The sequence below is a fragment of the Streptomyces sp. NH27 genome (assembly GCF_056859195.1).
This window is the reverse complement of record NZ_JACEGK010000173.1, coordinates 1-13,849: the sequence shown is the minus strand read 5'-3', so window position 1 is coordinate 13,849 and position 13,849 is coordinate 1. Positions and strand designations below refer to the sequence as shown.

Genomic DNA, 13,849 nt, shown 5'->3' with positions numbered 1-13,849 from the left:
AGGTGCCGCCCTCGTCCGCCGGGCCGGTTGGGTCGAAGCGGTAACCCACCCCCCACACCGTGCTGATCAGCCGGGGGCGGGCCGGGTCGTCCTCGATCTTCTCGCGCAGCCGCCGCACATGCACCGTGACCGTCGACAGGTCGCCGAACTCCCAGCCCCACACGCGCCGCATCAGCTCCTCGCGGCCCAGCACGCGGCCGGGATGCCGCAGGAAGAAGGCGAGCAGGTCGAACTCGCGTATGGTCAGCGCCAATTCCGCGCCCTGCCGCAGCGCGCGCCGGGCCGCGGGGTCCAGCGCGAGCGACCCCGACCGCAGCCACGGTCCGGCCGCGGGCGGGCTGCCCGCCCGCCGCAGCACCGACTCCACCCGCAGCACCAGTTCGCGGGGGCTGAACGGCTTTGTCACGTAGTCGTCCGCGCCGACCTCGAGGCCGAGGATGCGGTCGTCCTCGTCGCCACGCGCGGTGAGCATTACCACCGGCATCGGCCCCGCCTCGCGCAGCCGCCGGCACACCTCAAGGCCGTCCATGCCCGGCAGCATCAGGTCGAGCACCACCAGATCCGGCCGGCTCGACGCCGCCCGCGACACGGCCGACGGACCGTCCGCGACCCGCTCGACCGCGAAGCCGGCCCGGTCCAGATAGCTCGCGACGACCTCCGCGACCGTCGGGTCGTCGTCCACGACCAGGACCCGCCGCCGCGCGTCACGCGGCGGCGTCGGCGATACGGATACGGGTGCGCTGCTCATGCTCCCGAGTCTGTCACCCGCCACTGACAGTGACCACGGTCGAGCGCCCACGGTGCCGGGCCGTCCGCGTTTCGTAAGGACCGCGCGTCCGTAATGTCCGTTCGGCGTCCCTAGGGTGAAGCGGGTGACCAAGCCCGCGCCAGTCGCCGACATCGTCCTGCCGTGCCTCGACGAGGCCGCCGCCTGCCCTGGGTCCTGGGCCGTATCCCGCCCGGCTGGCGGGCGATCGTGGTCGACAACGGTTCCACGGACGGCTCCGCGCGGATCGCCGCGGAACTGGGTGCGCACGTCGTACGGGAGCCGGTACGCGGGTTCGGCTCCGCCTGCGATACCGGGCTGCGCGCGGCCACCGCCGAACTCGTCTGCTTCTGCGACTGCGACGGTTCCCTCGACCCGGCGCTGCTGCCGGAGTTGGCCGTGCCCGTGCTGGCCGGCCGCGCCGACCTGGTGCTCGGCCGCCGCCGGCCCACCTCGCCGCGTGCCTGGCCGCCGCACGCGCGGCTGGCCAACATCCAACTCGCCCGGCTGATCCGCCGCCGTACCGGCCTGCGCCTGCACGACCTCGGGCCGATGCGTGTCGCCCGCCGTGCCGCACTGCTCGACCTGGAGCTCGCCGACCGTCGCAGCGGCTATCCGCTCCAGATGGTCGTACGGGCGGCCGACGCGGGCTGGCGGATCGCCGAGACGGATGTCCCGTACACCCCGCGGTCCGGCCGTTCCAAGGTCACCGGCACCTGGCGCGGCACCTGGCACGCGGTCCGCGACATGTCCGCCGCACTCCAGGAACCCGCCGCACTCCAGGAACCCGCCGTGCTCCAGGAACCCGCCGTGCCCGCGGTACCGCCCGTACCCGCGGCCCCCGTTGTGCCGTCCGCACGCCGGTCCGTCCCCAACACGCCTACCGGCGCTCCGGGTTCGGACACCGCCGTCCCCTCCGGCTCGCGTACGGACGCGGGCGCGGCCACCGGCGGTGCGGTCAACTTCCGTGCGGGAGCGGAGCGATGAGCCGTAGCGTCGCCGCGTCGGCCGGGACCGCGTCGATGTGGGGCGGTGACCCCTACGGTCTCGCGCTGGCCCAGGGGTGCGGTCCGCTGTTCCTGCGCCGGGCGGACGGTTGGCTGTTGCCGCTGGAGGTCGAACGGTGGTGCGCGCCGCCGGACGAGGCGGACAGCACGCTACTGGTGCGCTGCCGTGGCCCGGTTCTCGACATCGGCTGCGGCCCGGGGCGCCTGGTCGCGGGCGCGGCCCGCCGCGGACTGCCGGTGCTGGGGTTGGACGTGAACCCGGTGGCCGTCGAGCGGACCAGGGGCGCCGGGGGAGCGGTGCTGCGTCGTTCCGTCTTCGACCGGCTGCCGGCGGAGGGCCGTTGGGGCACCGCGCTGCTCGCCGACGGCAACATCGGTATCGGCGGAGATCCGGTGGCCCTCCTGCGCCGGGTGCGGCGGGTGCTCGCCCCGGCCGGCCGCCTGCTCGCCGAGGCCGCGCCGTACGAAGTCGACGAGCGGCTGACCGTGCGCGTGGAGGACGGCAGCGGCAGGCACGGCCGCGACTTTCCGTGGGCCCGGCTCGGCCCGGGCGCCCTGCGCGCAGCCGCCCGCGCGGCCGGCTGGCAGGTCGCCGAGGAGTGGTCCGCCTCCGGGCGGCGCTTCGCCGCGCTCCTCAACTCGCCCCTTCCCGGCGCCAGATCGGCCGGGCCCGGCTGAAGTCCGGTCGCTCCGACGCCCCCGCGTCCACGTGCGGCCGTCGCGCACGGTCCCGGCCGCGCGGGAGCGGTCCCGGCCGCGCCGGAGCCCGTCTGGTCCCGCCGGCGCCGTCCCGGCCGAGCCGTTCCCGCCGCGCCGACGTCGGGTGCGTTCGCTCAGGCGTCCGGGCGCCGGTCCCTTGCGTATCGCGCCTGCGGCGGTCGCCGTCGTCGGACCGGCGTATCTGCCGTATATCGTCCGGTCACGGTGGGGCCGGGGTCGGGGCCGCGGCCGACGTGTGGCGGACCGTCCCGCGGGCGCGGGCGCGGGTGAGCGAGGCGGCGCGGACAGGGGGCCGGCGGGGGTCGCCGGTGCCGTCGGCGGCGCAGGGCCGCGTGCGCCACGGACCGGCGGTGTGGCGGCGGGACATGGGTTCGTGCCGCCGCTGAGCTGTGGTTTGTCGCCGGTCGAAGCTCATGGCGCGGGTTGCGGTAGGGCTCGCGCCCAGGCTCCCGGCGCGCTCCGGCACGCTCGCCGATGGGCCGGGTCCCGCACGGACGGCGGCCCGGGGAGGCGGCGTCGCGGCGGGTGTGGTGGCGGCTCCCGCAGTACAGCTAGGGAACGGTGTCGGTAGCACCGTTGACACCTCTCGGCGGCCGTGACCTACTGACGGAACCGAACTCGAAGTCGTCATGCGGGGTGAGGACTCGGGGGGTCCGCGGCAGGGGGTTGCGGTGACGGGACAGCAATATCCGACGACAGTCGAAGTCACTGAGGGTGCACGTCTCCTCACGTTAAGATATCAAGGGCTGTGCCGGCTGGGGGAGGTCGGCAGATCGCGGGCCGGCCGCCCGCTGCTGATGCTGACGGTGGGTCAAGGGCCGCGCAACGTCCTGGTGGTGGCCGGACCACACGCCAACGAGGCAGCGGTAGGCGGCGCCACGGTCCTGCGGCTGGCCGAGCAGATCGCCGAAACGTGCCGGTCCGGCGCGGGCGACGGCAGCACCTGGCATTTCCTGCTGTGCATCGACCCCGACGGGGCGGCGCTCAACGAGCCCTGGCTGCCCGGGCCTTACACGCTGCGCCGACACTACGAGCACTTCTTCCGGCCGTGCGCCGCCGAGCAGCCCGAGTGGCTGCCGCACGACGGCGCGGTCCGCTCCGCGGTGCTGCCCGAGACCCGCACCCTGGTCGAACTCCTCGACCGGCTGCGGCCGGTGCTCCAGTGCTCGCTGCACGGCATCGACGTCGGCGGCAGCTTCGTGCAGCTCACCCGGGACGTGCCCGGCGTGGCCGAGCGGATCGGCAAGTCCGCGGCCGAACTCGACATCCCGCTGGAGAGCGGCTCCTCGGACGCCTTCCAGTGGCCCAGCCCCGGCCCCGGGGTCTACGTCATGCCGCCCGCGTCCGACCCCGCCGCCGGCGACGGCGCCCACTCCACCTGGGCGCACGCCGAGCGCTACAACGGGGTGACCGCCATCGTCGAGGTGCCGATGTGGGCCTGTGACCGCGCCGCCGACACCACCCCGCACCCCGACGCCGACCACGCCCTGCGCACCGCTGGGGCCGCGCTGCGCCGCGATCTGCCCACCGTGGCGCGGATGCTGGCCCGGATCGACCCCCGACTGATCGGCGCCGACGGCCCGATGCTCCGTACGGTGCGCGAACTCGTCGACATCGGGCCCCGGTTGAGCGCCGAATGGGACCCCGCGGTACGCCCCCCGGGTGCGAGCCCGCTGCCGGAGATGACCACCGCGCGTGTCACCAGCATCGAGGTCTACGCACAGCGCATCCCGCTGCGCGCCGCCGCGATGCTGCGCCGGATCGCCGCGCTGCCCGCCGTGACCCGCCTGGTCGACTCCTGGTGCGAGGCGTACGAAACCGCCTACCGGCCACGCTGGGTGCCGGTCACCGACCAGGTGGAGCAGCAGGCACGCAGCGTGATGGCCGTGTACGAGGAGCTGCGTTCGTGACAGCGTACGGAGGGCCTGGTGACAGCGTTGCGGTCACCCGATCGGAGTATCCAACGGCCCCTGCGGCCGCCCGTACGGCGACCATGGGCACAGGGGGTGACCGCGGAGTGGAGACAGGTGAGTGCGATGAGTACCGACAAGGCCACGGGCGGCCGCATGCGCGAGATGATGACGCCGCGCCGGATCGCCGCCTTGGTGCTGTTCGCGCTGGCTCTCGTGTTCATCTTCGAGAACACCGGCCGGGTACGGATTCGGCTGATCGTGCCCGAGGTGAAGATGCCACTGTGGCTGGCGCTGCTGATCACGTTCGTGCTGGGCGGCCTGTGCGCGCTGCTGTGGCGTTGGAGCGGACGGCGGCGCGGGCGGCGCGGTGCGAGGTGAGCGGACCACGCGCCGGCGGCTGCGTTCCGGTCCTCTTCCCGGGCGTCAGGCGGTGAGCGGCTTGCCCATGTGCACGCTCAGCTCCTCATACCGGTAGTAGCCGAACTTGGTCACCGGCAGGTAGCCGCACGACTCGTACAGCGCGATCGCCTCGGGCTGCTTCTGCCCGGTCTCCAGCACCATCCGGGTGCGGCCGGCCGCCGCGGCGGTGACCTCCAGCTCGGCCAGCAGCGCCCGGGCGTAGCCGCGGCCGCGGGCCTCCTGCAGCACGAACATCCGCTTGATCTCCGCGTCGCCTTCCTGGAAGCCCTCGGCCGAAGTGTCCTGCGCCCGCCAGCCGCCGCTGGCCACCGGCTTCCCGTCGGCGTCGTACCCCAGCAGGTAGAGGCCCTGCGGCGGGTCGAAGTGGTCGGCGGCCATGTGGGTCATGTCCCCGTCGCCGTACCGCTCCGCGTACTCCAACTGCACCAGGTCGTTCAGACGTATGGCGTCCGGGTGGTCGAAGCGGGTCTTCCTGATCTCCATCCGGCCATCGTAAGCGGACCCACCGACAGCCCCGAAAGGGTCCCCTGCTGCTTACGACCTGGGGAGTAATAGGGAGCGGGCTCGCGCCGTCATGCGACTGATCCACTCCCTATTACCCCCGAGGTCGCTACGGCCTGGGGAACATCCGGGGCGAGGGACCGGCGGTTCGGCCGGCGGCGCGGCGGAAAGCCGTGGAAGACGGGAGCGCGGCGGTGGGATGCTGGTGAGGTGAGGCGAAATACCGAGGGCCTGCCGCGGATCAGCGTGCGCATTGACCCTGAACTGAACGTTTTCGTGGCGGTCGAGCGACGCGGGGCGGCCGCGGAAGTGGCGACGGACGGGGCGTCCTCGCTCGGGCACGTGGTGGAATCCCTCGGCATCCCGCTCACCGAGGTGGGCCGGTTGAGCGTCGACGGCCAGGAGGTGCCCGCCGGGCACGTGCCCGCGGCGGGCGAGGAGGTCACCATCGAGGCGGTGCGGCGGCCGCAGCAGATCCCCGATCCGCCGCCGAGATTCCTCCTCGACGTCCATCTGGGCACGCTGGCACGGCGGTTGCGGCTGCTCGGCGTCGACACCGCGTACGAGAACGAGGACATCGGCGACCCCGCGCTCGCCCGCCGGTCCGCGCAGGAGCGGCGCGTGATGCTCTCCCGCGACCGGGGCCTGCTGCGCCGTCGGGAGATCTTCGCCGGCGGGTACGTCTACAGCGACCGCCCGGAGGAACAACTGCGCGACGTGCTCCGCCGGTTCGCGCCGCCGCTGGCTCCCTGGACCCGGTGCGTGGCCTGCAACGGCACGCTGGCCGCCGCGGACAAGGACGACGTCCGGGATCGTCTCCGCGACGGCACCCAGAAGTCCTACGACGTCTTCGCCCGCTGCACCGCCTGCGAACGCGTCTACTGGAAAGGCGCGCACCACGCCCACCTGGAAGCGGTCGTGGAGTGGGCGATGCGGGAGTACGGCCCGGCGTCGACCGCCCCGGGCGGGCCGTCGACCGCCCCGGGCCCGGCGGCCTGAGCGCGGGGCGCCCTGGCCGCCGGTCGCATGGACACCTGGGCCGCCGCCCCCGTATCCGCCCGCCGGACAGCTCAGTCGCCGTCCGCTTCCCGCTGCCGCGCCGCCAGCCCGGACCGTACCGACGCGAGGGTCGTGGCGGCCTCGGGCAGGTCCGCTTCCTCGCAGCGGGCGATCGCCGCGGTGAGGCGGGCGGTGGCCGCGGGGACGTCGCCGAGCGCGTTGCCCTCGATGAGGGCGGCGATCCGGACGGCCTCGGCGCGCGGCTCCTCGCCCGCCCGGCCGCCGTCCGCGTACGTGGTGATCGCCCGCTCCATCTCGGCGAGGGCGTCGTCGTACGACTCGGCGGCGGTGTAGGCGCGGCCGCGCTGGTAGCAGATCGCCCCGGTCTGGTACCAGTGTGCGAAGTCCGGTGTGCCGACGGGGACTTCGGCGCACACCGCGTCCGCGTCGGCCAGGTGCCGCAGCGCGGCGGGCAGTCCCTCGGCCTCCTCCGCCGCCATCACGAGCCGGGCGAACTCGCGCATCATGGTGACCACCGGGACCGGCCGGGGACCGCGCGCGTGGGAGGCGACGGCCCGCTCGTACGCCGTGCGCGCGGCCTCCCACTGGTCGGACCTGGCCAGGGTCACCGCGGCCTCGCAAGCGACCAGGGTGTGCGTGGACGGGTCGTCCGCCCAGCCGGCGACCACGTCGGCGAGGCCGACGAACTCCGCGGCGGCTTCGCGTAGTTCGCCGAGCGCGGCGAGACCGCGACCGAGGTCGAGCCGGACCTGGGCGAGCAGCCGGGGGTTGAGCGCCGCGGTGTCGCCGAGCGTGATCGACTCCAGGACCGCGACCGCGTCGGCCGGGCGGCCCTCACCGGTCAGCAGGTCGGCCAGCTCGACCCGGACCTGCGCCGCGTCCTCGTCGGCGCCGTCCCGGTCCATCCGGTCGGCCGCCTCCGACAGGTGGCGGATCGCGCCCGCCGGGTCGCCGTCGTGCGCGTAGGCGTGCCCCAGCAGCGCATGGAGCGGGCCCAGTGACAAGGAGCGGTCGGGCCAGCGCAGTGCGGCCGACAGCGCCCGGTGGACCAGCGGGACCGCGTCGGCGGCCCGGCCACCGCGCATCCGGATCTGGGCCAGCAGCGCCAACGGCCGCGGCGTGCGCCAGGGGTGACCTGCGCGCTCCACCAGCTCGAGCGCGCAGGTCAGTTCGGTCTCCGCCACCTCGAAGTCGCCCAGCCGCGCCGCGACATCGGCGGCATACTGCCGGGCGGCGGACGCCCGGGTCGGCGCATCGAGCCGCTCCGCCTCGTCGCGCAGCCGCGCCACGGAGGTGTCGAACGCGGCGCGTGCGGCCTCGCCCGGCGCCGGCAGTTCGGCGATCAGACGATGCCGGTTCGCCATGGCATCGCACTGGAGGACCGCCAGGTAGCGGTCCGGCTCGATCCGGTCGGCGGCCAGCAGCTCGGTGGCGAGCCGCAGTTCGGCGTCGAGTTCGGCGAGTGGGGCGGACAGGTCGTCCGCCGGCTCGGCTTCCGACGCCGCGATCACCGCGATCACCGCCCTGGCCCGCGCCGAGGACGCTCGCCCGGGCAGCCCCGCCTCCTCGTACAACGCGGCGGCACGCAGCATGTCCTCGCGGGCCTGCGGCCACTTGTCCCGGTCGAGCGCCTCGAAGCCGCTGAGCTCGAAGAGTTCGCCGGTCAGCACCTGCTCCGGGCCGAGCGCGGCCTCGTCGTGGACGTGGCCGTCCTCGGCCGTACGGGCCCGGACCCGCTCCCACAGCGGGTCCGCGTCGGGGCGGCCCTGAGTAGTCAACGTCCTTACGTGGAGAACGAGTTCGGTGAAGCCCTCGGGTACCGGCTCGGCGTCGCTGCCGGACCCGGACCCGGTCACGCCGACGCCCGTTGCCGCTACTGTCGCCGTCGGATCGGAGTGCGCCGTGGCGACCGGCGTCACCGCCCGTACCCCCAGCGCCAACGGCTCTTCCAGCAAAGGACGTTGGGCCAGCCGATCGCGCCGCCGCCCGCTGATCGCCGTCGTGCCGTTGCGCTTGTCGAACGCGGCGGCCAGCGGCCCGGCCTCCTGCCGGACGTACGCCAGCAGCGTGTCCACCGTCCAGTTGCGGCCGGGCGGCCCGGCCACCGCCAGCTCGCCGTGGCCCTGCCCGGCGAGCCGCGCGAGCAGCACCTCCACACCGGTCAGCCAGTTCAGCCGGTCCAGCGGCGAGCCCACCACGTCGAACATCGACCGGTTCTCGGCCAGCACTTCGAGCCCGCGCCCCTCGTTGCGGGTCAGGGCGCAGAACTCCAGGTGCAGGCCGAGCGAGTTGGGCATGTCCGGCTTGCCGCGGGCGAACCGGTAGCCGACCAGGTGGTGCGAGCGCGCCTCGTCCAGCCGGCCGGCACGCAGCAGCGGCAACAGCGCGTGCGCCATGCTCACATACGGCTCCTCCAGGCAGGTCTGGCCGCCGTCGAGCACCGGCTGCCACTCCTTGAGTGCCCGCGCCTCGTCGCCCATCGCCGCGTGGTGCAGCGCCCGGTGACGGGTCTCGCACGCCTCGCAGTCGCTCAGATCGGTACGCGGCCGGGTCGCCCACAGGTCGTACGCGTCCTCCTGCCCGGTCCCGGTGTGCTCGGCGATGTGGTGCCGCATCGCGAAGACCGGTTGCAGGCCGTGCCCGGCCGCCCGGTAGCGGTCCCGCATCTCGCCGGTCCACCGCTCCACCGCCGACAGCGGCACGTCCGGCACCTGGAGCAGCGCGCTGGTCACCCACTTGAAGCGCCAGTAGAGCTGGTGCCCCTCCCAGTCGCTGAAGTCGGCCGGGTGCTCGTCCCACATCCGGACGATCCGCGCGAAGACGACCGGCGACTTCCGCTCCTCGCCCGCGTAGGTGTACGCCGACATCAGCTCGAACAGCGCGGTCACCAGCGCGCCGCGGTCGTCGAGTTGATCGGCCGCCTCCGCCAACTCCTCAGCGCGTACGGTGCGTTGCCGCCCGAACGGCCGCTCGTTGTTCTCCCGCAGCGCGTCGAAGACCGCCTCCGAGGTGTCCAGCATCACCGCTCCTCGTGCATCGCGTGGTCGAGCAGGCCGATGAAGGCCCGGTTCAGCAGGGCGCTCTCCGAGGCGCGCAGCGGACGGCGGGCCAGCAGCAGCGCCTGCCCGTACAGCGCCTCGACCGCGGTCACCGCGAGGCCCTGCTCGCCGATCGAACCGGCCCTGCGCACCAGCGGGTTGAGATGGTTGAGCACGAGTTGCGCGCGCGGTGCCTCGGACCGCAGCGAGCCGAGGATGTCCGCCCACAGCCCGTCCGCCTGCCCGGCCAGCTCGCCTCGCGAACGCTCGTGCCTGGCCTCGCGGTTGTCCAGCAGCAGCGACGGCGCGCTGACCGGGTGGAAGGCGCGGAGCACCACGTCGCAGTCGAACTGCGCCACCACCTCACGTGCGGTGTGCAGGAAGGCCGCCGCCGCCAACTCCGCCGCCGGGTCCACCGGGTCCAGGTGCGCGGTCACCGTCGCCGGATCGAGGTCCACCACCGACGTGCCCGGCCGCACCTCCGGCAGCCGGTGCACCAGGTCACGGTCGTACGCGTAACCGCCGTTCACCACGCCGAGGCCGGCCGCCGCCGCGATCGGTGCCACCTGCCGGAACTCCTCGACGGTCTGCGTCACCAGGACCGTCGGGTGGGCCCGGGCGAACTCGTCGAGCGTCACCTGCCCGTCGGTGGTGTCGAACGGCAGCCACGGCAGCAGCAGTCGCAGCAACTCGTCGTCATAGCGGGCGAGTGCTTTGACCGCGAGGTGGTGGACCGCGATGAACTGGTGCAGCAGCGCCGGGTTGCTCGCCGAGATCCCGGTCAGCCAGTCCCGGATGCGCGCCCCGAGCGCGTCCCTGATCGCCGCCAGCGTCTCGTCCTCGTAGAGCGCCTCGCGCGACGCGGTCGGCCGCAGGCTGTCGGCGTCGACCACGCAGCGCACGAAGAACGCCCACTCCGGGAGGAGTTCGGGCGCCTGGTCGGACAGCAGCATGCCCTTGAGGTGCACGCGGTGCCCGGCCTGCCGCGACGGGTGCACCGACGTGGGCAGCACGTACGCGACTCCGCGCAGCCCCACCACCGGCAGGTCGAGTTCGATGCTGTCCAGCGGGGTGAAGTCGAAGGTCCTGCGGCAGTAGTCGGCGAGTGCCTGCCGGCGGGCCGACAGGGAGGGGTGCGGCGCCTGCCAGGGCGGCGGCGTGCCGTTGATCCGGGTCACCGCGCCGCGCTCGTCGGTCACGCTGACCTCGTGCCGCAGCAGGCCGCCGTAGTGCCGGGCCAGCGCGACCACCCGGTCGTGGCCGGTCCACTCCACGGCGTCCGCGCGCGGCACCAGCGTCACCGTGGTACCCGGCTCGGGCAGCGCCGATCCGGGCAGCGTGCTGATCGTGTAGCGGCCGTCGGAGGTGCCGCGCCACTCCACGGCGGGCGCCGCCGGATCGGCCGCCGACCGGGTCCGTACGGTGATCTCGTCGGCCACCACGAAGCAGGCGAGCAGGCCGATGCCGAACTGGCCGATGAAGTCGTTGCGGGACGAGGCGAGTTGATCGCCGTCCAGCGCGCCGCCGCTCAACAGGCCCGCGTCCGGCGGGAGGAGGTCCAGCGGCCCGTCGGCGCCGACCCGCTTGGAGCTACGGCCGATCGTGGCGAGGAAGCGGTGCACGTCCGCCTCCGTCAGCCCGACCCCCGTGTCGGTGACGGTGAGTTGCCCGTCGCCGGCCCGCACCGTGATCCGCGCCGGCGCCGCCGCGTCGAGCGCCTGGCGCGCGGTGATCGCGTCGACCGCGTTCTGCAGCAGCTCGCGCAGGTACACCCGGGGGCTGGAGTAGAGGTGGTGGGAGAGCAGGTCCACCAGGCCGCGCAGGTCGACCTGGAACGTGTGGGTGGTCTGTGCGTCGTCTGACACCGAAACGAGCTTTCTGTCAAAGGAGTCGGGCGGAAATACGGGCGGCCGGCAGGCGGCAGCACGGCAACATGCTTACGGCGCGGGGTCGTTGGCCAACGAGCAGCCGTCGGTGGCGTGTTCGCCGGACGGCGACGGGTCAGGCGCCGACGCGGGCGCGCCAGCTGAGGAAGGCCGCGAGGGGCGACCGGCCGTCGAGATACCGCCAGGGCATCTCGGTGGGCTGCTTGCCCACCATCCGGAACATGGCCCGGGCGGCCTCGTTCTCACCGGCCAGCGCGAACGCCAGCGCGAAGGTGTTGACGCCGACCGCCCAGTCCCCGCGCCGGACGAACGCCGGATGGTGCACCGAGCGCGCGCCCGACTCGTGCAGGGCGCGCACCACCTCCGGGGCGTGCAGAACGGTGGAGTCCGGATCGCCGCCGGTGTCCAGCCAGTCCTCCAGGTGGGCCTGCGCGACGAGTTGACCCAGCCCGCTGCCGTCGGGCGCGGCGGCCGCCGCCTCCCGCGCGAAGGCGTGCATCCGCTCCTTCGAGCCGCTCCACTTCGCGCACAACTGCTGCAACTGCTGCCGGTGCGCGGCCACATGGCCAGGAGCCCGGCGACAGGTCGCCTCGAACCGGCGCTCGGCCACCTCCTGCCCGACCTGTAGCCCCCGGCCGGACACCTGGAGGAAGTACCAGGGCGTCGCCCACGACGGCTCGCGCTCGGCCACCTCGAACAACTGCGTCTCGGCGACCAGCAGCCGCTCCCGGAACAGCTTCCACTGCTCGTCGGAGACGGAGGAGGCCCCGTATCGGCCGCGCGCCTGCCAGGCCCACTCGACGTGCCGGGCGCCGGAGACCAGCAGCGCCAGCGTGTCGTCGGGGTCAGCGGCGACCACCTCGGCGGTCCACTCCTCGACCTGCGCGATGTCCTGCACGCCCTCGACCAGGAAGGTCAGATCCTCCTGACCGTCGGCCGCCGCCAGGTGGCCGCGGATGTCCGGCCACTGCGCGGCACCGCCCTGGAGCGCGGCCGCCCGCAGCTCGGCGAGCCGCGGATCACCGTAGCAGCGGTCGATGGCGGCGACCCTGTTCCGCCGCCGCAGCAGGAACGTATCCCCTTCGGGTTGACGCACCTGCAACAGTCTCCGCCACGCCATGTGCCGCCCCCTCGGTTCGTGCTCTCGCTGCGCCTGGACGACCGCCCTGGCGATGCTCCCCGACGACTGGATATCACGCCCGCCGAGCGGCAACCCATTCGCCCTGCCTGCGCCCTGTCCGCTCGTCCCCGCCCGGACCGCGCTCGCCTCCACCCGGGCCTTCGTCCCGCCTTCACCCGGGCCCGCGCTCGCCTCCCGTTCGGGCCCGTGCGCTCGCCTCCCGCTCCGGTCCTCGCCCCGTCCGCGTGCGGCCTGTGTCCCGCGTACTCCTGGCCCGCTCGTATCCACGCCCCAGGTTCCGACTCGCCGACAAGAAAAACAGGCTGGACAAAAAAAGTTTTCGGTGAGACGGTGGAGACATGTTGGACGTGACAGTGATCGAGGACGCGGCCGCCGCCGCCGCTTCGCTGGACCCCATACGGGCCCGGCTGCTGGCCGAGCTGGGGCAGGGGCCGGCCTCGGCGGCGATGCTGGCCGCGCGGGTGGACCTGCCGCGGCAGAAGGTCAACTACCACCTGAAGGCGCTGGAACGGCACGGGCTGGTCGAGCTGGCGGGGGAGCGCAGGAAGGGCAATGTCACCGAGCGGATGATGCGGGCGACGGCGGCCTCGTACGTGATCTCGCCGAGCGCGCTGGCCGCGGTGCAGCCGGACCCCGCCCGGGCCAGGGACGAGATGTCGGCGCGGTGGCTGCTGGCGGTGGCCGCGCGGCTGGTGCGGGACGTGGGCGCGCTGATCACAGGTGCGGCCCGGGCCCGGCAGCGGGTGGCCACCTACGCGCTCGACGCCGAGGTGCGGTTCGCCTCGGCGGCCGAACGTGCTTCGTTCGTGGAGGAGTTGACCCGCGGGGTCGGCGCGCTGGTGGCCAAGTACCACGCCGCGGAGGCGGACGGGGGCCGCCCGCACCGCGTCGTGGTCGCACTCCATCCGACCGTCAAGCCCGAGACGCTGGCCGAACTGGCCGACCTGGCCGGCCCCGCAGGTCAGTCGGCCGGGGAGCCGGTGGATCGGCCGGCGGGCGCCCCGGTGGCCGCGGTCCCCGCAGCCGTACCGGCCGAAAGCCCCGAGCGCCCCGAGCAATCTGGGCGCCCTGAGCGCTCTGAGGAGTCGTGATGAGAAAGCTGATCGTCACCGAGTTCCTGACCGCCGACGGCGTGATGGAGGCCCCCGACCAGTGGCACGGGTCGTACTTCGACGACGACATGGCCCGTACCGTCGCCGCGCAGATGGCCCGCTCCGACGCGCTGCTGCTCGGCCGGACGACGTACGAGGGCTTCGCCGCGGCCTGGCCGGCGATGCCGGACGCGCCCGGCGCCGACCACATGAACGGCGTCGCGAAGTACGTCGTGTCCAGCACGCTCGACAAGGCGGAGTGGAACAACTCGACCCTGATCGACGGTCGCGACCAGGAGGAACTGGCCGCGAAGATCGACGCGTTGAAGCGGGGCGGGGGTGGGGG

General features: G+C 73.9%; 11 protein-coding genes and 1 pseudogene. 7 read left to right on the top strand and 5 right to left on the bottom strand.

Annotated elements, in window-relative coordinates; genetic code table 11:
• A partial coding sequence (locus AC13HU_RS16315) for a response regulator transcription factor (protein WP_483042594.1) occupies window positions 1–748 on the bottom strand: 748 nt, incomplete at its 3' end.
• A 115-nt stretch (window positions 749–863) separates the two neighbouring features.
• Here AC13HU_RS16315 and AC13HU_RS16310 point away from each other — a divergent pair.
• The 4 genes and pseudogenes from AC13HU_RS16310 to AC13HU_RS16295 all read left to right on the top strand — a co-directional run.
• Window positions 864–1,558: pseudogene (locus tag AC13HU_RS16310) on the top strand (glycosyltransferase family 2 protein); the annotation flags it as partial.
• 191 nt (window positions 1,559–1,749) lie between these two features.
• Complete coding sequence (locus AC13HU_RS16305; protein WP_483042593.1) at window positions 1,750–2,451, top strand: class I SAM-dependent methyltransferase; 702 nt, start codon at window positions 1,750–1,752, stop codon at window positions 2,449–2,451.
• Window positions 2,452–3,122: 671 nt separating this feature from the next.
• Window positions 3,123–4,403 carry a M14 family zinc carboxypeptidase gene (locus tag AC13HU_RS16300; protein WP_483042592.1) on the top strand — a complete coding sequence of 427 codons (1,281 nt, stop codon included), beginning with the start codon at window positions 3,123–3,125 and terminating at the stop codon, window positions 4,401–4,403.
• 126 nt (window positions 4,404–4,529) lie between these two features.
• A complete protein-coding gene (locus tag AC13HU_RS16295; RefSeq protein ID WP_483042591.1) occupies window positions 4,530–4,784 on the top strand; it encodes a LapA family protein in 255 nt (84 codons plus the stop codon).
• Between the two features lie 45 nt (window positions 4,785–4,829).
• Here AC13HU_RS16295 and AC13HU_RS16290 read toward each other — a convergent pair whose 3' ends face one another.
• On the bottom strand, window positions 4,830–5,309 hold the full coding sequence (locus tag AC13HU_RS16290) for a GNAT family N-acetyltransferase (RefSeq protein WP_483042590.1): 480 nt from the start codon (window positions 5,307–5,309) through the stop codon (window positions 4,830–4,832).
• 228 nt (window positions 5,310–5,537) lie between these two features.
• Between AC13HU_RS16290 and AC13HU_RS16285 the strand changes: the two genes are divergently transcribed.
• A complete protein-coding gene (locus tag AC13HU_RS16285) occupies window positions 5,538–6,326 on the top strand; it encodes a Mut7-C RNAse domain-containing protein (RefSeq protein ID WP_483042589.1) in 789 nt (262 codons plus the stop codon).
• A 71-nt stretch (window positions 6,327–6,397) separates the two neighbouring features.
• Here AC13HU_RS16285 and AC13HU_RS16280 read toward each other — a convergent pair whose 3' ends face one another.
• From AC13HU_RS16280 to AC13HU_RS16270, 3 genes are all read right to left on the bottom strand, one after another.
• Window positions 6,398–9,367 carry a hypothetical protein gene (locus AC13HU_RS16280; protein WP_483042588.1) on the bottom strand — a complete coding sequence of 990 codons (2,970 nt, stop codon included), beginning with the start codon at window positions 9,365–9,367 and terminating at the stop codon, window positions 6,398–6,400.
• Window positions 9,367–11,250: an HSP90 family protein gene (locus AC13HU_RS16275; RefSeq protein ID WP_483042587.1), complete on the bottom strand. Its 1,884-nt coding sequence runs from the start codon at window positions 11,248–11,250 to the stop codon at window positions 9,367–9,369. The genes AC13HU_RS16280 and AC13HU_RS16275 overlap by 1 nt, the downstream gene beginning before the upstream one ends.
• Window positions 11,251–11,386: 136 nt before the next feature.
• Window positions 11,387–12,367, bottom strand: coding sequence for a hypothetical protein (locus AC13HU_RS16270; protein ID WP_483042586.1), 981 nt, complete (start codon window positions 12,365–12,367; stop codon window positions 11,387–11,389).
• Window positions 12,368–12,750: 383 nt separating this feature from the next.
• Between AC13HU_RS16270 and AC13HU_RS16265 the strand changes: the two genes are divergently transcribed.
• Complete coding sequence (locus AC13HU_RS16265) at window positions 12,751–13,503, top strand: ArsR/SmtB family transcription factor (protein WP_483042585.1); 753 nt, start codon at window positions 12,751–12,753, stop codon at window positions 13,501–13,503.
• Window positions 13,503–13,849: dihydrofolate reductase family protein (locus AC13HU_RS16260; protein ID WP_483042584.1), on the top strand; the 347-nt coding region annotated here is incomplete at its 3' end. The genes AC13HU_RS16265 and AC13HU_RS16260, both read left to right, overlap by 1 nt.

Coding starts and splice junctions, on each gene's coding strand:
- AC13HU_RS16280 (WP_483042588.1), bottom strand. CDS start 9,367: ATGCTGGACACCTCGGAGGCGGTCTTCGACGCGCTGCGGGAGAACAAC.
- AC13HU_RS16295 (WP_483042591.1), top strand. CDS start 4,530: ATGAGTACCGACAAGGCCACGGGCGGCCGCATGCGCGAGATGATGACG.
- AC13HU_RS16300 (WP_483042592.1), top strand. CDS start 3,123: ATGCGGGGTGAGGACTCGGGGGGTCCGCGGCAGGGGGTTGCGGTGACG.
- AC13HU_RS16265 (WP_483042585.1), top strand. CDS start 12,751: ATGTTGGACGTGACAGTGATCGAGGACGCGGCCGCCGCCGCCGCTTCG.
- AC13HU_RS16290 (WP_483042590.1), bottom strand. CDS start 5,309: ATGGAGATCAGGAAGACCCGCTTCGACCACCCGGACGCCATACGTCTG.
- AC13HU_RS16305 (WP_483042593.1), top strand. CDS start 1,750: ATGAGCCGTAGCGTCGCCGCGTCGGCCGGGACCGCGTCGATGTGGGGC.